This window comes from Streptomyces zaomyceticus (assembly GCF_014656215.1).
GTDB classification, from domain to species: domain Bacteria; phylum Actinomycetota; class Actinomycetes; order Streptomycetales; family Streptomycetaceae; genus Streptomyces; species Streptomyces zaomyceticus.
Genome location: NZ_BNBZ01000006.1, coordinates 206096 through 221661, shown reverse-complemented (window position 1 = coordinate 221661; position 15566 = coordinate 206096). Strand labels below are relative to the sequence as shown.

Genomic DNA, 15566 nt, shown 5'->3' with positions numbered 1-15566 from the left:
CGTGCGGTCACGCTGTTGCGCGGTCGTACTTGGCGTTCTCGGTCGGCTCTCCCCGCTCTCAGTTGTACGGCACGCCACCGACACCGGCGTCAACGGTGGCGAGGTCCTGATGGCGATCACGGTGATCCGTCCCCCGCTCCTCGGCGAACCCGGTGTCCGGCGTGGCGGCGTGCGCGGTGTCGCGGCCGCGTCCCGTTTCGCCGCGGCCGGCCGTGGACCTGCCCGGGAGTGGCGTGCCAGCATGACGCGGTGACGCAGATCATCAAGGGGGAGAACCTGCTCATCCCCGGGCAGGCGTGGCGGATCGAGGTCGTCCGGCGGGCGGCCGGCGACGGGGTGCCGGAGGTGGAGGCCTCCGCGCTGTTCCTGGACTCCACCGGCGGGGCCGTCGGGCACCTGGTCCTGGAACGGGCCGGCACCGTGGACGACCGGTCCGCGGACCGGCTGGACCTCGACACCGAGCGGGTCGGAGCGGACGTCCGGCGCATCGTGATCGTCGCCGTCGGCCACAACGGCACGCTCGGGCGGGTGCCCGGCCTGTCGGTGCGGACGTCGGACGCCTCGACCGGGGAGCGACTCGCCCTGTACGAGATCGACGACGCCACCAGCGAGACGGCGCTCGTCCTCGGCGAGTACTACCGGCGCGACGGCGGCTGGAAGTTCCGCGCGGTGGGCGAGGGTTACGACGCGGGGCTCGGGGCTCTGGCGGAGGACTTCGGCATCTCCGTGCCGGTGCCGGGGCAGACGTCTGCCGCGGCCCCGCCACTGCGCGGTCCGGCTCCGCCGGAGCTTCCGCAGGGGGCGGTGGGCAAGTCCGCGGGCCCGGCCGGTCCGGTGCCGCTTCCACGCGGGGCCGTCGGCAAGTCCGCGTCCCTGGGGGCGACTCCCGACACGGAGCACGGGCAGGGCTCGCCTTCGGGGGCGGAATCGGGGTCGGGGTGGGGGTCGGGCTCGGGGTCGCCCCAGGGGCCGGGACAGGGACCGGCGAACGGCCGGGGCTCGCACGCTCCGCATGCGGTCGGCCAGGCCCAGGATCAGGCTCAGGCTCAGGCCGAGACAATGTCCGACACCCGGGCCGAAGCCCGGTCCCAGCCGTCGAGCTCGGACAGGACCTCGCCCCGCGCCCCGTCCCGGGGGCCCGGAGCGATCCCGGTGGTTCCCTCGCCCGCACCCTCACCCGAGGCGGTCGCCGCCGCAGGGATCCTCGGCGGGGAGTTCGACGACATCGTGTACAGCGGGCGCGGCAGCGCCAAGTTCACCATGGACACGACGCCGCCGCCCGGCTACGTCCTGGTCGAATTCGCCAGGACCGGCAAGGGCCTCTTCGGCCTGACCTCCATCGACTGGAACGGCAGGGATGCCATCGGCCTCGGAGGCTCGGCCACCTCCCACCGGTTCGAGCAGCGCGCGATGTGGTGCGACAGCCTGTACCCGTTGCGCTTCCGCGTCGACTGCACCAACTACGGCGACCCCGACGAGTGGACGATCGTGATCCGTCCCGTGAGCGCGGTGCGCGAACTTGGAGGTGCGGCCACCGGCCGGGGCTCCGAGGTGCTGCTTCACACCGGCCCCGCAGGCGAGCTGCTCTCCCGTCTGCGTCCGACGGCAGCGGACGGGTCCCTGCGTGTGGAGGGGTACAAGCCGCATCGCCCCGGCGCCCCCGCCAGGTACCCGGTCACACTGGCGAGCGAGTACGGCCGGAACCCCAAGGACGCGCGGGAGTTGCCTGCGGGGCCGCTGCTCGTGGGGGTCGTCGACGCCGCGGGCGACTGGTCGCTGGAGGTCCGTCCCTCCGGAAGCGTCCTGCCCCGGGAGAAGCGCTCCGGTTTCTGGCGACGCTTCGGCAGGTCCTAGGGGGCGGGGCGTTCGTCGAGGCTGGTGGACGAGGGCCTCGCCCCCCGGGGATCAGGGGTGCATCCGTGCGCCCTTCAGCACCTTGTCGACCGCGTTGCGCGGTCCGTACACGGCGAGGCCCGCCAGATCCAGCAGGTCGCGCCCCACGGCCCGTACCGCGGCACGGTTGTCCCGGTCGTTGCCGGTGGTGAAGAGGTCGGTCGTGAAGAGCGCCCTCGGAAGCCCGCGGGAGAGCACGCGCGCGTGCGCCGCGGTCAGGGTCTCCTTCGTGCCCTCGAAGACCAGGACGGGCTGCCGGAACATCGGGAGGTACGGGGTGCCGTCGGCGTCGGCGTACGGTCCGCCGATCACCTCGGGCACCTCGGAGCCGAGGCCGCTGACCAGGAACGCGGTGACGTTCAGCCGCTGCCAGGTCTCCAGGTCCTCCCGCAGGAGTACGGCGATCTTGGTGTCGAAGCGTACGGGGGCGGTGTCGGTGGTCGTCATGCTCCGAGACTGCCGACGGGCGCGCCCGGACGTCTTGTACATTCCTTGCATGGTGGCCCGGCAGGAGGTTTCGGCGTGGCGCCCGCGGATCCCGGGAGTGGTGGAGGTCTTCCACGCCCACTTCACCGCGCACGCGTACCCGATGCACGTCCATGACGTGTGGACCCTGCTGATCGTCGACGACGGCGCCGTCCGCTACGACCTGAACCGGCGCGAGCACGGCACCCCGGGCGACACGGTGTCCCTGCTTCCCCCGCAGGTGCCGCACAACGGCTCGCCCGCCACTCCGCACGGGTTCCGCAAGCGGGTGCTCTATCTGGACCTGACCCAGCTCGACGAGAGCTTCATCGGCGCCGCGGTGGACGGACCCGATCTCGTCGATCCGCTGCTGCGCCGACGCGTGGGGCAGCTGCACACGGCCCTGGCCGACCGGGGCGGCGAACTGGAGGCGCAGAGCCGCCTCACCCTCATCCGGGAACGACTGCGCACCCACCTGCGCCCCCGGTCGGCCGGCCGGGAGCGGCCGGCCGCTCCCGGGCTGGCCCACGGCCTGCGCGAGCTCCTCGACGAGCGGCTGCTCCCGGGGGTGACCCTGGACGAGGCCGCGCGGCTCCTGCACGCCCACCCCACCCATCTGGTACGGGCGTTCAGCGGCGAGTTCGGTATCGCGCCGCACCAGTATCTGACGGCCCGCCGACTCGACCGGGCCCGACGTCTGCTGCTCGACGGGCTGCCGCCCGGGGAGGTGGCGGCGGCCACGGGCTTCTACGACCAGTCGCACCTGAACCGCTCGTTCAAGCGGCTCGTGGGCACGACGCCCGGGCGCTTCGCACGGCAGCGCGGGGGCGATGCGACGAGTTGACGAGTCGTCGTATCGCCGAGCGCCCGGGGCATGTCCTGTCGATCTGGCCGGCTGAGGAAATCCAGGTGCGGCCGGTCGCGGCGATGGTGTGAGATGCGGGACATGACGATCGTTCTGAACGAGCCCGGCGTCGATGGGCTGACCGGGGTCGTGGATGCCCTCCGCGTATGGCAGGACGACCGCACGCCGCTGCAACTCCATCCGGGAGACCTCGGCTGGGCCTGGGCGCTGGGCGCGGAGAGGCTGGCCGCGGCCGTCCGCACCTGGAGCGTGGACGGCCGGATCATTGCCGTCGGATACCTGGACGACCCCGATGTGCTGCGCCTGACGACCGCGCCGGATCTACGACAGGACGGTGATCTGGCGCGCCGGCTGCTGGCGGACCTCGGTGATCCGGAGCGCGGGGTCCTGCCGCCCGGGAAAGTCGGCATCGAAATCCCCGACGGCGCCCTGCTCCGCGAGGTCATGTTGGAGGCGGGCTGGGTTCCGGACGAGCCGTGGACTCCGCTGCGCCACGACCTCGCCCAGCCGGTGAAGGACTCCGGCCTGCGGATCGAGGTGGCCGGCCCGGAGACGGCGGGGGTGCGGACCGCAGTGCACCGCTCGGCGTTCGGCAGCCCGGCGTTCACCGAGGAGATCTGGCACGTCCTCGCGGCCGGGCCGGTCTACGCCGACGCCCGCTGCCTGATCGGCTACGACGACCAGGACAACGCGGTGGCCGCGGCGACGGTCTGGTCGGCCGGGCCCGGCAAGCCCGGCCTGCTGGAGCCGGTGGGTGTGCACGCCGACCATCGCGGTCGCGGCTACGGGACGGCGATCAGCCTCGCCGCTGCGGCGGCGCTGCGTGAACTGGGTGCGTCAAGCGCGCTCGTCAGCACCCCGACCTCGAACGCTGCCGCCGTCGCCGCCTACAAGGCGGCCGGCTACGAGCCGTCGTCCGAACGGCTGGACGTCAGCCGAGCCGCCTGAAAATGATCAGACGGTCGGCATCGGTGAGGTCGCGTCGCTGACCCTGGCTGGGCCCGAACGCCCTTTGAGGACGTGGGGTAGGTCGGGATTCGATGATGGTCGGATGATTCGTCGTGGTACCCGCGCCGAGCTACGCCGGCACCGGATCGCCACCACCATCCCCGCGCGTGCTGATCAGAAATCCCGGCGCCGCGGCCGTCCACCTCAGTCGCCGAGGAACCTCTTTCAACCCCTCCTCGTTATACCCCCCACGGGTATAACGAGGAGGGTTCATGACCACGAGGAGACTGACCGCGCTCACCCCCGAGCAGGCGCCGGGCCGGGCGGGTGAGCTGTTGGGGGACATCGTCCGGCGACACGGCTCCGCCGGCGAGATGGTGTCGACCATGGCGCACTCGCCGGCCGTGCTCGACGGCTATCTGAACCTGTCCCGGGCGATGAAGCGGGTGAAGATCCCGCGCGCCCTGAGCGAGAAGCTGTCGCTCGCGGTCCAGGAGTGGATCGGCTGCGGCACCTGCCGCGAGTCCCATCGGGAGGCCGGCCGCGCGGCGGGCCTGAGCGAGACCGACATGGAACTGGCCCGCCAGGGCACGTCGACCGATCCGCGCGAGGCCGCGCTGATCGGCCTGGCGCTGCGGGTCCTCGCCGAACCGGGCGCCCTGTCCGACGAGGACGTCGCCGAGGTACGGGCACACGGCTGGAGCGACCGGGTGATCGCGGAGGTGGTGGGCGTGGTCGCCCTCAACCTGCTCACGGGAGCCTTCAACCTGCTGGCCGGCATCCAGCCGGCCGGCGGGGACCGGGCGGGCCGGGACGGGCCGTGACGGCGAGGCCCGGGGCGGGGATTCAGTCGCGCCGGGGAGCCTGCTCCGGGGGCACGGGCGCACGGAGGTCCGCCGGCAGTTCCACCTGGTTCGCGAGGACTCCGGAGAGTATGACGCGGGCGATGCGGAGCAGTTCGGCCACCTGCGGGCTCGTCAGCGCGTAGTGCACGGCCGTGCCCTCGCGCCGGGCGACGACCAGGTTCGCCCGGCGCAGCACGGCCAACTGCTGGGAGAGACAGGCCGGTTCGACGCAGGTGTCGCGAAGCATCTCGGCGACCCCGTGCCCGCGTTCGCTCAGCAGCTCCAGGACGCGGATGCGGACGGGATGACCCAGTGTCTTGAAGAACTCCGCCTTCAGTCGGTAGAGCGGCGCGCTCATCGCACCCAGCCCGCGCGTCGCGTCACCGTCCGGCCGCGACCGCAACTCGCCCGGCCGGTAAGGCTCCTGGGAAGCGCGGGCGCCCGACGTCCCACGCCCGCGCGGCACCGAGGGCGAAGGCTCAGGCCGTCGGCCACGCGTCGCTGCGCCAGGCCCGCTGCTCCGCGCCCGCGTCCTGGTGCGCGGCGAGCGCGGCGGCCAGGTCGTGGTGGACCTGGACCGGGGTCCCGTCGCCGGCCGGGACGAGAGAGCCGTCGGCGGGGATGGCGGCCAGTTCGAGCACCCGTCCGGCGGCCCGCAGCCGGAGGGCCGCCTCGGCGACGGCGAGCTGTCCGCCCACCGACCAGCCCCGCAGCCGGGTCAGATCGAGCACGACCGGTCCCGTGCCCCGCGCGACCGCCCATCCCACGGCCCCGGTGAACCGCCCCACGGCGTCGGCTCCGAGGAAACCGGCCAGGGACAGTACGCCCAGGTCCTGCTGGACGGTGTAGCGCCATTCGATGGTCATGTGCGTCGTCATCCTTCTCGTACGGCGATCACTGCGGCAGGTCGGGTGGGCGGCAGGACTGCACCGGGGGTGGCGACGGCGGCACCCCCGGCGGACAACGGCGAGCAGCCGCGAGCACGGGGGTCGCGGGGTACACAGGGACCGAGCGTGACACGCGGGCCGAGCGGGTTGCGCAGGGCGTGAGGGGCGCGCATGGCGACGACCCCCTGGGACTCAGCGCCTCGCCCGCCGCTCGCCGCCCCGTTCATCGGGCCGCGACCTCGATCCGCGCGAGCGGCTCACGTACGGGTGTCGGCCCGGTCCGGAGCGGTTCCGGGACCCGTATGCGTACGGGACGGCCCGGCATGCGGAAGGACTCGGCCTTGGCCTGGTGCAGCGGGACCGGCACGGTGAGTCCTCCGGGGCGGGGCGCGGGTGGAGCGTCGCGCCCGGGGCTTCCCACGGGCTCGGCCCGACCAGGATGTATCGAATTGCAAAATTGTGCAATTTGCCGATCATCCGACTCACCGAGGCGTCCGGCCACTCGCACCCGGAGGCCCCCGAGCCCCACCTCATAAACGGAGACACCCTCCGATTGTCAACCTTCGAGGGGTGTGAGAAGGAACCGACCGCGGCGACGAACGCCCGGGAAGGATGGCGGAGCAGCCGCCGTTGAAGTCGTCGTCAGGGCCTGAACGGACAGCCACCGCAGGGCACGTGGACGACCGGACAGCGGGCCGGAACATACAGCCGGAACAGACAGAAGGAACCACCATGAAGATCGGCATCATCGGCGCCGGCAACATCGGCGGCAATCTGACGCGCCGCCTCACCGCCCTCGGCCACGACGTGTCCGTGGCCAACTCCCGCGGCCCGGAGACCCTCACCGCACTGGCCCAGGAGACGGGAGCCACCGCGGTCACGGCCGCCGAGGCCGCGCGGGGCGCCGAGATCGTCGTCGTGACGGTCCCGCTGAAGAACGTCCCGGACCTTCCGGCCGGACTTCTCGACGGTGCCGCGGAAGGCTTCGCCGTCATCGACACCGGCAACTACTACCCGCGTGAGCGCGACGGCCGCATCGACGCGATCGAGGACGACGGTCTGACCGAGAGCCGCTGGACCGAGCGCCGGATCGGCCACCCGGTGATCAAGGCCTTCAACGGCACCTACGCGCAGGACATCCTGGACAGGCCTCGCCCGGCCGGCGACCCGGAGCGGCTCGCCCTGCCCGTGGCCGGGGACGACGCGGCGGCGAAGGAGAAGGTACGGCTCCTCATCGACGAGCTGGGCTTCGACACCGTGGACGCGGGCGGGATCGACGACTCCTGGCGCCAGCAGCCGGACACTCCCGTCTACGGCCTCCGGGAGGGCGTGGACGCCGTGACGAAGGCCCTCTCCGAGGCCTCCCCCGAGCGCCCCGAGGGCTTCCGGGGCTGACCGGCGCCCCACCGGGCCGCGCGACCGACCGCACCCGAGCGGCCAGGACGCCGCTTCTCGCCGCGATCGAGGCGTGGATGCGGCCGTTCGTCGAGGCGGGCGAGATCGCGCCGACCCCCGAGCCGCTGATCGAGGCCCTGGTCGTCGGGCCGGTCGCCGCGGTCTCCCACCGCCGGCTCTCCGGCGCGCACGACGTCGATCTCGCACGGACCGCCCGGATCTTTCGGACCGCATCCGGCGTGCGCTCCGCCCGGAGCGACGGGCGGGCCGGGCCCGTACGGGTGACGTCGAGCGCCTCCCGTACGGGTGGCGCTCAGCGTCCGGCGGAGACCGCGAGTCCGGTGGGGACCGTGAACGTGACGGCCGCGGCGGCGACGGTGACCTCCGCGTCGCTCCCGAGGGCGTAGGCCGCGACCCTGGAGACCATGGCCGCCGGGACGGTCTCGCTGATCCCGGGCACGGCCGGGACGTCCTGGGTCGCATGGGCGTCGTGCGGCACGACCACGTGATAGCCGCGCGCCAGGGCCGTACGAGCCGTCGCCTGCACGCACATCTCCGACATCACTCCGCAGACGGCGACCGCCCGCACCCCCGCGTCGGTGAGCACTCCGCCCAGCGGGGTCTCCGCGAAGCCGTCGTCGTGCGGCTTGCGGATGACGAACTCGGCGGGGCCGGGCGCGACGGGGTGGTGGAGCTCCCAGCCGGGCGTGTGGGGTTCGTCCTCCGCGCCGGGCGGTCCGTCGTTCTGGAGGTGGACGACGAGTGCCCCGTCCCTCCGGGCCCGCGCGAGCAGGTCCGTCGTGCGGTCGACGAGCCGGGCGGCCCCGGGCACGGCCCCCTCACCCGTGACGAAGGCGGACTGCACGTCCACGACGATGAGGGCGTCCACGGAGTGCGGATGCGGTTCCGCAGGGCGGTCCGAGAGCCCGTCCGCGTGCGGGTCCGGGCGCGAATCCGCCCGCGGGTCCGTGTCCGGCGGGGAGTGGGGGTGTGGGGTGGTCCCGGCGCGCTGCGTCATCCGGCCATCATCACGCCCACGCACCCACGCTGCCACGGGATTTCGGCCACGCGCGGCACCCCGGCCCGACCCGAGCCGTCGTGCACCGACGGCCGTCGCGCACGGGCGGGCCATCGTGCACCAGCAGCCGTCGCGCACGGGTGGGGCCGCACGCACCGGGAGCCACCACGCGCGGCCCGGACGTCAGGCGCGGCAGCGCAGCATCTCGAACGCCGGGTTGGCCCGGTAGTCCGCCCAGAAGTCCTCGCCGTACGCGGCGATCCCGGCGGGAGACACCTCGGTCGGCACCCAGGTGATCTCGCTGAACCCGGCCTTGGCCAGGCACGTCTCGAACACCTCGCGACGCGCCAGGCCGGCGGTGAACGAGATCGGCGCCCCCTCGAGCAGAGCGGTGATCCGCACCCGGGGCCCCGTGCCGCCCTCTTCGCCCGTCAGCTCGGTGAGGAAGCCGTACGGGCGCGGCGACGGTCCGGAGAAGTCGAAGTCCGGCGTCTGGTGGAGCATCAGGAACTCCCCGCCGCTCCTCAGGCTCTCGTGGACCCTGCGACACATCAGCTCGAACTCGTCGACGCTCTCCGCGTAGTTGAGCAGCATCACCGCGGTCGCCAGGTCGAAGGGCTCCTCCGCGGACGGCAGCTCGGCCACGTCGCCGACCGCGTAGCGCACACCCAGCGGGGCCGCCTGTTCGATGCCTTCCGCGGCGCGGATCATCTCGCCGGAGACGTCGACGCCGAACACGTCCGCCGCACCCCGCCGTTTCAGCTCTCGGCTGTAGAAGCCGGTGCCGCAGGCCAGGTCGATCACCTTCCTGCCGGAGACGTCGCCGACCATGCCGAGGAAGCTGGGCGCTTCCACGTACCGGGCCAACGGCAGGGCCTTGAAGCCCTCGAACGCCTCACCGATCTCGTCGTACGTCTCCTGCGCGCTCATCGCACACTCCTCCCGTCGAGGCGCCTCCGCCCCGGACACCGGCAGTCTCTCCATGTCCGGCGGCGGGTCCGTACTGGCGAAAGACACAAAGATCAACGACGGGGATCGGTGGTCGCACGGCCTCCGTTTCCGCCCGGGGAACCGACCGGGCCCGGCCCGCCGGGGTCGATCGCCGGGCTCGCGGCGCTGCCGCGCACGGCCCTGGAGAGCAGCGCCCGACCCGAGACCCCCGTGGCGAAAAGGCCGGTGACCAGGGCCAGAAGAGAGATGCCCGGGCCGGAGGTCCAGTCGACCGTCCGCAGGTGGACGGCAAGGACGACCGCCGCCGAGAGGGCCACCACCGGGACGGCCCGGAGCGCCGGGCGGAGGCGGGTGAGGTCGTCCTCGGCCAGGGCGCCGAGGACGCCGACGCCGAGGGCGAGTGCCCACACTCCGAGTCCCTGCGCGTCGGCGCGGTTCACCGTCCACGGCACGAGGGCGCCCCAGAAGCCGGGGAAGGCCAGCAGCCCGGCACCGATGCCGAACCAGCCCGAGCCGACGACGGCGAGCGGCGGCTTCGACCAACCGGGCATCGGAACGGCCGGCACCCCGCCCACCGAGGCGTCCGGAGCTCCACCCGTCCGGCCGGCCGGTGTGCGGTACTGCGCGGCGAGACAGCCCACGGCGCCGAGGGCGAGCAGTCCGAGAGTGGCGAGCCAGCCCAGGCTGAACAGGGCGAGGAACAAGGGGCCGCCCTCGGCCGCCTGAAGCGTCCCGCCGTTGAGCAGGCTCACCGTGAACAGGCCGACGAGCACGATCACCAGGGGGATCACCAGAGTCCGTACGTCCTCCCAGACGCGCGCCCGGCCGACGGTGAAGAGCGCCGGGGCCACGCCGGCCATGGCCGCGCCGATGAGTCCGGGGCTCAACGCCTCCGGCGACACCCAGGCGCCCGCCGCGTGGCCGAACAGACTCGTCACGGCGAGCAGGGCGCCGGTGGTGAGGCTGATTCCTCCCACGACGCCGCTCAGGACGACGATGCCGGGCGAGAGCCGGCGGCCTCCGGGCGCTCCCGCGCCCGCGGTCCCGGCGTGCGTCGCGGGTGCGGGACGCGCCGCCCCGGCCCCTGCCCCGGCCTTCGTGGTCGGCCTCTGTCCGCAGGAGTCGTCGCTCATCGGTGCTCTCCTTCGCCCACGAGGCCGAGTGCGTCGCCGAACTCCTGCTGTCGTTTCAGGACTTCACGGCCGTGCAGGATCCGCAGGCTGACGACGGTGATCGCCGCGTACGCGAGCATCCCGGCGCCGATGCCGACGCCCGCGATCAGGGAGGTGAGCCGGTCGAGGCCCATCGTCCGTTCCAGGACGGGCACGGTCACCGCCGAGAACGCGGGCGCCAGGCACTGGGCGGCCAGGTGCAGGCGCCACTCCTCACGCGCCCAGGGGGAGCCCTGCCGACGGGCGCGGGCCGCGCGGAAGGCGACGACGGCGTGGATCAGCGCGTACGGGACGAGGTACGCCACGAGCAGCCGCCGCCCCTGCGTTCCCTGGTCGAGAAAGGCGTACGTGATCCATCCCAGGCCGGCGGCGCCCGCGAGATGGGCGGCCACGAGAACCGGACCGGGGGCCCAGGTCCCGGTCAGGCCGGGGACGGAGGTACGCCGGTCGAGAGCCCGGGAGGCGAGGAGCGCGCCGAAGGCGACGAGGGCGCCGAGGTGCATGATCGCGACGCGGTTGACGTCCTGGAGCGGGAGGCCGGGGTAGAGCGGCGGCAGCGCGCCCCACTCCAGCCGGAGCAGCGGCGCGGTCATCAGGAAGCCGTAGCAGAGCAGCAGCCAGCGCTGGTGCAGGTCGGGGAAGCCGCGCAGGGCGGCGAGGATCCCGAAGGTCACGCTGCCGACGGTGCCCACCAGGATGGTGGCGAGGACGATCCAGAACGCGGCGCCGCTGAAGGCCTCCGCGGGCGGGGTGCGCAGCAGGTAGAGCGCCGCGCCGGCCATCGACACGTACACGGTGACGGCGAACACCGTCCCGGTGATCCGGTGGAGCCGGACGCGGCGGCGCACCGCCGAGAGGAGCTGCACCGGACCGAGCAGCATCAGGAGGCCGCCCAGGACCGAGTGGACGATCAGCGGGACCAGGCTGCGGCTGTACGGCCCCGTCCGGTCGCGCACCGCCTCGGCCACGAACTCCGGGGAGACGGACCGGCCGAGGAGCCATTCGCCGATGGCGGGCGCGCCGGGGGTGGCGTACGGCCAGAGTTCGGTCATGGCGATCGGCGCGTACACGAGGCAGACCACCGTCACCGCGACGGCGGACACCCGCCCCCAGGTGATGCTCCTGCCCGCACCTCTGCCGGTCTCCGTGCCCGTGCCGGTACGCGTGTCCGTACCCGTGCCCACACTCGTGTCCGTACCCGTACCCGTGCCCGTACTCGTGTCCGTGCTTGTCGGACGTCCCACGGCGCATCCCCCTCCACCGTCCGCGGCGCCGGTCGGCCGCGATAGTCCTTTCTGGACTATGGAGGAAGGTAGGACGGGGCACCGCCGGGGTCAACCGGTCGGTAACAAGAATCAGGACCCGCGGACGGGAATCAGGACTCGCGGCTCTCGACCCAGTGCCAGAAATCGACCATCATCCGCTCGTACCGGATGCCGAACTCCAGGGCCTCGCGCTGCCCGCGCGTCAGCAACTCACCCACGTCACCCGCGAGTTCCTCGTACTCGTCCAGGGTCCGCCGGTGCTCCTCGATCTGCACCGGGGCGTGGACGCGCGGGCTCGCACCGAACCACAGCTTGAGGATGCCGCGTTCGCGCGCCTCGACCGGGACGAAGTCGGGGTCCGCCAGCCAGCCGCGGAGCGCCGCCGTGCCCTCGCCGGTGAGCTTCATCAGGCGTCGGTTCCGCCCCCCGGTCTGTCTGACCTCCGAGAGCAGCCCCGCCTCCAGGAGCCGGTCGCACTGGGCGTAGACCTGTGCGTGGGGCATGGACCAGAACGGTGCCACGGTCCGCGCGGCCTCGACCTTCACGTCGTACGGGCTGGCCTCACCCAGCTTGTCGATGATGCCCAGCACGAGGAAGGAGGGCGTGGTCAACCGGACTTCAGACATGCGTCCGACGGTATCGCGAGGGCCCGGCCCCGCCCCCTCCCTCCGCTGCCCCGCTACTCCGCCCGCAGGGCCCGTGCCGTCGCCGCCCCGGCCGCCCAGCCCGCCGGGAGCAGGGCGCCGGCCGTCGCGATCACCACACCGGCGGTCGCGAGAAGTGCCAGCAGCGGCGCGCCGTAGACGTCGATGTCGGCGGACGGGATCGTGGTGCCGACCGCGCGGCCCATGGCGGGCATGACCTGGCGGTGCAGTGCCACGCCGAGCGGCACCCCGACCGCGCCCGCCACCAGGCCGATGGTGCCGACCGAGGTGAGGACCTGTACGACGGTCTGCCGCGGGGTCATCCCGAGCGCCTTGTACACGCCCAGGTCCCGCACGCGGTCACGGGTGTCGAGGACCACCGTGTTGAGCACCCCGAGACAGGCGACGACGACCAGCATCAGCGTGAGCATGACGATCAGGGCCTGCATCGCCCGGATGACGCTCGATTTGCCCGCCTCCGTGACCGCCGCCTCCGCGCCCAGCGGGGAGACGGCGGCGTCCAGCCGCTCGGCGTAGTCCGCGGGGTCCGTGCCCGGGGCGACGGTGACGGCGAAGTCCGCCGGCATGTAGGGAGGCCGCAGCGCGGCGACGGACGCGGTATCGCTGCGCAGGGTCATGCCGTCGCCGCCCAGGTCGAAGACCTCGCCCACGATCCGCACCCGTACGGTGCGCCCCTGTTCGGACAGGGTGACCGTGTCGCCCACGCGCACCCCCGTCGCGCGGAGGAACCGTGTCGGGGCCACCGCCTCGCCCACGGCCGCGAACCAGCGGCCGGAGACCATCGTGTGCGGACTGCCCGCGGTGCTCCCCTCGTACGCGACGAGCGGCGCGCCGCCCTTGAGCCCCGCCACCTCCACCTGGGTCCCCGCGGTCCGGTACACGGAGGCGGTGCCCGGGAGCGCGGCGATCGCCGCCGCGACCGCGGCCGGATCGGCCGGCTTCCCCGGCAGGGGCACCCCCGGTCCGCCGTCCTCGGCACCCGGCCGGCCCGGTGCCGGGTCGTCCGGCCGCGCCACCGTGCGGACGGTGACGTCACCGCCCTTGTCCGGATCCCCGTCGGTCTTCACCGCGACCAGGGTGCTCCCGAGTCCCACCGCGAACGTCACCGCGAGGGCGCCGAAGGCCACCGCCGCGGCCGTACTCGCCGCGCGCGCCGGGCGGGCGAAGGGCGCGGCCAGGCCCAGGGTCACGGGGCGCGGCAGCGGCAGCCGTCCGAGCAGGCCGCGGATCCGGAGGCCGCCCCCGCCCGCGGCGGACTCGCCGAGGCGGAGCACCGCCGCGGTCGGCATCCGGGCCGCGCGCAGCGCGGGGCCGAAGGCGGCCCCGGCAACCACCGCGAGGGCGGCCGCCGGTACCACGACGTCCACCCAGAGCGGGATGAGGACGGCCGTCGTCCCGTACGTCTCCGCCACCTCGGCCATGAGGGGAACGGCGAGCACGTTGCCGAGGGCGACACCGAGCAGAACCCCCGCGGAACCCGGGATCAGGGCCTGTGCCACATACGCCCGGCCGACCTGGAACGGGGTGAAGCCGAGTGCCTTGAGGATGCCGATCCGGCGGGTCGCGGCGCCCACGGCGCCGCTCACCACGATGCCGATCACCAGGACGGACATCGCGAGCCCGAGGAGGGCGAACGCGGTCACGAAGGGCACGAAGGCCGCCGTGTTCTCCTGGGCGGTCTCACGGACGTCGAGGTAGGACCGGGCCCCGACGACCGCTCCCGCCGGGGCCGCGGCGACGATCGCCCCGCGACCCGCCTCGACCTCCGCGCGCGTGTCGGCGGCGGTGAACCGGTAGAGCATCTGGAACGCGGTCGGGCGTTCCCCCGCGAGCGCCGTGAGCTGCGCCGGTACGACCCAGGCGTCGGCGCTCTCCCCGGCGGACCCGGCGATGCCGACCACGGTGAGGACGACGCTCCCGGCGGTCAGGCGGGTCCCCACCTCCGCGCCCGGCGGTCGGGAACCCCGTTCCAGGACGACCTCACCCGCGGCCTGCGCCCATCGGCCCTCCACCAGGGTCACCGCGTCCACGGCCCCCGCGGCGGACGCCCGGCCGACCACGGTCAGGGGCGGCGGTTCGAACCCGGGAGGAGTCGCCGTTCCGTCCGTACGGAGACGTACGGAGACGAGGGCGAACGGGCCGGCGGCCGCGGCGACTCCGGGCGCCTGCGCCGTCGCGGCCGGCCAGGCCCCCGCGCTGTCGGCCGAACCGGCGAACCGCACGGTCAGATGCGCCCCGCGCTGCTGGGAGAAGGCCCGGTCGAACGGGGCGCCCGAGGCGACGAGGAGGCCGACCGCGAGGACGGCGGAGGCGACGGACAGCAACGTGGTCAGCACCATCACCGCGGTCTGGGTACGCCGCCGTCCGACCCCCGCGCGCACGACCCGGCCGAGAGCGCCGCCGCTCATCGGGACACCGCCAGGACGTCCCTGGCGACGCGGCCGTCGACGAGTTCGATCGTGCGGGTCGCGCAGGCCTCGGCGAGCGCCAGGTCGTGGGTCACCAGGACGATGGTCTGCCCCTCGGCGTTCAGCTCCCGGAGGAGATCGCGGACGTCCGCGCCGGACGCGGTGTCCAGCGCGCCGGTCGGCTCGTCGGCGAGGAGCAGCGGCGGCCGGTTCATCAGGGCCCGTGCGACGGCGACGCGTTGCCGCTCGCCCCCGGAGAGGCGGCCGGGGTGCACGCGCGCGTGCCGGGCGACGCCGAGCCGCTCCAGGAGTTCGGCGGCCCGCGCCGCCGCCCGGGCCCGTGGCATCCCGGCGAGCTGGGCCGGGAGCAGCACGTTGTCGGTGACGGTGAGGTCGTCGAGGAGGTTGAAGAACTGGAACACCATCCCGATCCGGCTGCGCCGGTAGGTGGCGGACGCGGTCTCGTTCAGTCGGTCGACGCGCAGTCCGTCCACCGTCACCTCGCCGGTGGTCGGCCGGTCCAGGCCCGCGAGAAGGTTGAGCAGGGTCGACTTGCCGCTGCCGGAGGGACCGAGGACGGCGAGCGCCTCGCCCCGTGCGACACGCAGGGTCAGCCCGGACAGCGCGGCCCGGTCGTCGTCGTACGTCCTCCCGACGTCGTTCAGCTCGATCAGGGGCTCGGGTCCGGTCATGGGCCCTCCAGGGCTCGGGTGCGGGAGACGGCGTCGGAGAGAGCGCGGCCGGCCGGCTCCCGGCGGCGATCCCGTCGGCCGTGCCCCGCGCCGTACC

Annotated in this window: 16 protein-coding genes; 5 read left to right on the top strand and 11 right to left on the bottom strand. The window is 73.8% G+C overall.

The genetic code is table 11. The features are described 5' to 3' along the window. Window positions 1–249 precede the first annotated feature (249 nt). Window positions 250–1854 carry a TerD family protein gene (locus IE311_RS11275; protein ID WP_189831482.1) on the top strand — a complete coding sequence of 535 codons (1605 nt, stop codon included), beginning with the start codon at window positions 250–252 and terminating at the stop codon, window positions 1852–1854. A 51-nt stretch (window positions 1855–1905) separates the two neighbouring features. On the opposite strand, the gene IE311_RS11270 is transcribed toward IE311_RS11275, so the two are convergent. After that, the gene (locus IE311_RS11270; protein ID WP_189831481.1) at window positions 1906–2340 is read right to left on the bottom strand and encodes a DUF2000 domain-containing protein; all 435 of its coding nucleotides are present in this window, start codon (window positions 2338–2340) and stop codon (window positions 1906–1908) included. A gap of 49 nt (window positions 2341–2389) precedes the next feature. Between IE311_RS11270 and IE311_RS11265 the strand changes: the two genes are divergently transcribed. From IE311_RS11265 to IE311_RS11255, 3 genes are all read left to right on the top strand, one after another. Next, window positions 2390–3202: an AraC family transcriptional regulator gene (locus tag IE311_RS11265; protein ID WP_189831480.1), complete on the top strand. Its 813-nt coding sequence runs from the start codon at window positions 2390–2392 to the stop codon at window positions 3200–3202. Between the two features lie 102 nt (window positions 3203–3304). After that, on the top strand, window positions 3305–4171 hold the full coding sequence (locus tag IE311_RS11260; protein ID WP_189831479.1) for a GNAT family N-acetyltransferase: 867 nt from the start codon (window positions 3305–3307) through the stop codon (window positions 4169–4171). Window positions 4172–4443: 272 nt separating this feature from the next. Beyond that, window positions 4444–4995 carry a carboxymuconolactone decarboxylase family protein gene (locus IE311_RS11255; protein WP_189831478.1) on the top strand — a complete coding sequence of 184 codons (552 nt, stop codon included), beginning with the start codon at window positions 4444–4446 and terminating at the stop codon, window positions 4993–4995. Window positions 4996–5017: 22 nt separating this feature from the next. On the opposite strand, the gene IE311_RS11250 is transcribed toward IE311_RS11255, so the two are convergent. From IE311_RS11250 to IE311_RS11240, 3 genes are all read right to left on the bottom strand, one after another. Next, a complete protein-coding gene (locus tag IE311_RS11250) occupies window positions 5018–5374 on the bottom strand; it encodes an ArsR/SmtB family transcription factor (RefSeq protein WP_189831477.1) in 357 nt (118 codons plus the stop codon). 121 nt (window positions 5375–5495) lie between these two features. Continuing rightward, window positions 5496–5882, bottom strand: coding sequence for an STAS domain-containing protein (locus IE311_RS11245; protein ID WP_189831476.1), 387 nt, complete (start codon window positions 5880–5882; stop codon window positions 5496–5498). 244 nt (window positions 5883–6126) lie between these two features. Beyond that, the gene (locus tag IE311_RS11240; protein ID WP_373313817.1) at window positions 6127–6270 is read right to left on the bottom strand and encodes a hypothetical protein; all 144 of its coding nucleotides are present in this window, start codon (window positions 6268–6270) and stop codon (window positions 6127–6129) included. Between the two features lie 245 nt (window positions 6271–6515). Between IE311_RS11240 and IE311_RS11235 the strand changes: the two genes are divergently transcribed. Beyond that, window positions 6516–7298 carry an NADPH-dependent F420 reductase gene (locus IE311_RS11235; RefSeq protein ID WP_268257181.1) on the top strand — a complete coding sequence of 261 codons (783 nt, stop codon included), beginning with the start codon at window positions 6516–6518 and terminating at the stop codon, window positions 7296–7298. A gap of 313 nt (window positions 7299–7611) precedes the next feature. On the opposite strand, the gene IE311_RS11230 is transcribed toward IE311_RS11235, so the two are convergent. From IE311_RS11230 to IE311_RS11200, 7 genes are all read right to left on the bottom strand, one after another. Beyond that, entirely contained in the window at window positions 7612–8316 is a 705-nt protein-coding gene (locus IE311_RS11230; RefSeq protein WP_189831474.1) for an isochorismatase family protein, read from the bottom strand. Window positions 8317–8499: 183 nt separating this feature from the next. Beyond that, on the bottom strand, window positions 8500–9246 hold the full coding sequence (locus tag IE311_RS11225) for a class I SAM-dependent methyltransferase (RefSeq protein WP_189831473.1): 747 nt from the start codon (window positions 9244–9246) through the stop codon (window positions 8500–8502). Between the two features lie 92 nt (window positions 9247–9338). Next, complete coding sequence (locus IE311_RS11220; protein WP_189831472.1) at window positions 9339–10400, bottom strand: hypothetical protein; 1062 nt, start codon at window positions 10398–10400, stop codon at window positions 9339–9341. Next, a complete protein-coding gene (locus tag IE311_RS11215; protein WP_229901849.1) occupies window positions 10397–11683 on the bottom strand; it encodes a DUF2306 domain-containing protein in 1287 nt (428 codons plus the stop codon). The genes IE311_RS11220 and IE311_RS11215 overlap by 4 nt, the downstream gene beginning before the upstream one ends. Before the next feature lie 131 nt (window positions 11684–11814). Then, window positions 11815–12330: a PadR family transcriptional regulator gene (locus IE311_RS11210; RefSeq protein ID WP_189831471.1), complete on the bottom strand. Its 516-nt coding sequence runs from the start codon at window positions 12328–12330 to the stop codon at window positions 11815–11817. A 53-nt stretch (window positions 12331–12383) separates the two neighbouring features. Then, on the bottom strand, window positions 12384–14777 hold the full coding sequence (locus tag IE311_RS11205) for an ABC transporter permease (protein WP_189831470.1): 2394 nt from the start codon (window positions 14775–14777) through the stop codon (window positions 12384–12386). Then, window positions 14774–15469 carry an ABC transporter ATP-binding protein gene (locus IE311_RS11200; RefSeq protein WP_189831469.1) on the bottom strand — a complete coding sequence of 232 codons (696 nt, stop codon included), beginning with the start codon at window positions 15467–15469 and terminating at the stop codon, window positions 14774–14776. The genes IE311_RS11205 and IE311_RS11200 overlap by 4 nt, the downstream gene beginning before the upstream one ends. Between the last annotated feature and the right edge of the window lie 97 nt (window positions 15470–15566).

Coding starts and splice junctions, on each gene's coding strand:
- IE311_RS11265 (WP_189831480.1), top strand. CDS start 2,390: ATGGTGGCCCGGCAGGAGGTTTCGGCGTGGCGCCCGCGGATCCCGGGA.
- IE311_RS11205 (WP_189831470.1), bottom strand. CDS start 14,777: ATGAGCGGCGGCGCTCTCGGCCGGGTCGTGCGCGCGGGGGTCGGACGG.
- IE311_RS11250 (WP_189831477.1), bottom strand. CDS start 5,374: ATGAGCGCGCCGCTCTACCGACTGAAGGCGGAGTTCTTCAAGACACTG.
- IE311_RS11255 (WP_189831478.1), top strand. CDS start 4,444: ATGACCACGAGGAGACTGACCGCGCTCACCCCCGAGCAGGCGCCGGGC.
- IE311_RS11210 (WP_189831471.1), bottom strand. CDS start 12,330: ATGTCTGAAGTCCGGTTGACCACGCCCTCCTTCCTCGTGCTGGGCATC.
- IE311_RS11225 (WP_189831473.1), bottom strand. CDS start 9,246: ATGAGCGCGCAGGAGACGTACGACGAGATCGGTGAGGCGTTCGAGGGC.
- IE311_RS11230 (WP_189831474.1), bottom strand. CDS start 8,316: ATGACGCAGCGCGCCGGGACCACCCCACACCCCCACTCCCCGCCGGAC.
- IE311_RS11220 (WP_189831472.1), bottom strand. CDS start 10,400: ATGAGCGACGACTCCTGCGGACAGAGGCCGACCACGAAGGCCGGGGCA.
- IE311_RS11270 (WP_189831481.1), bottom strand. CDS start 2,340: ATGACGACCACCGACACCGCCCCCGTACGCTTCGACACCAAGATCGCC.
- IE311_RS11200 (WP_189831469.1), bottom strand. CDS start 15,469: ATGACCGGACCCGAGCCCCTGATCGAGCTGAACGACGTCGGGAGGACG.
- IE311_RS11235 (WP_268257181.1), top strand. CDS start 6,516: ATGGCGGAGCAGCCGCCGTTGAAGTCGTCGTCAGGGCCTGAACGGACA.
- IE311_RS11260 (WP_189831479.1), top strand. CDS start 3,305: ATGACGATCGTTCTGAACGAGCCCGGCGTCGATGGGCTGACCGGGGTC.
- IE311_RS11245 (WP_189831476.1), bottom strand. CDS start 5,882: ATGACCATCGAATGGCGCTACACCGTCCAGCAGGACCTGGGCGTACTG.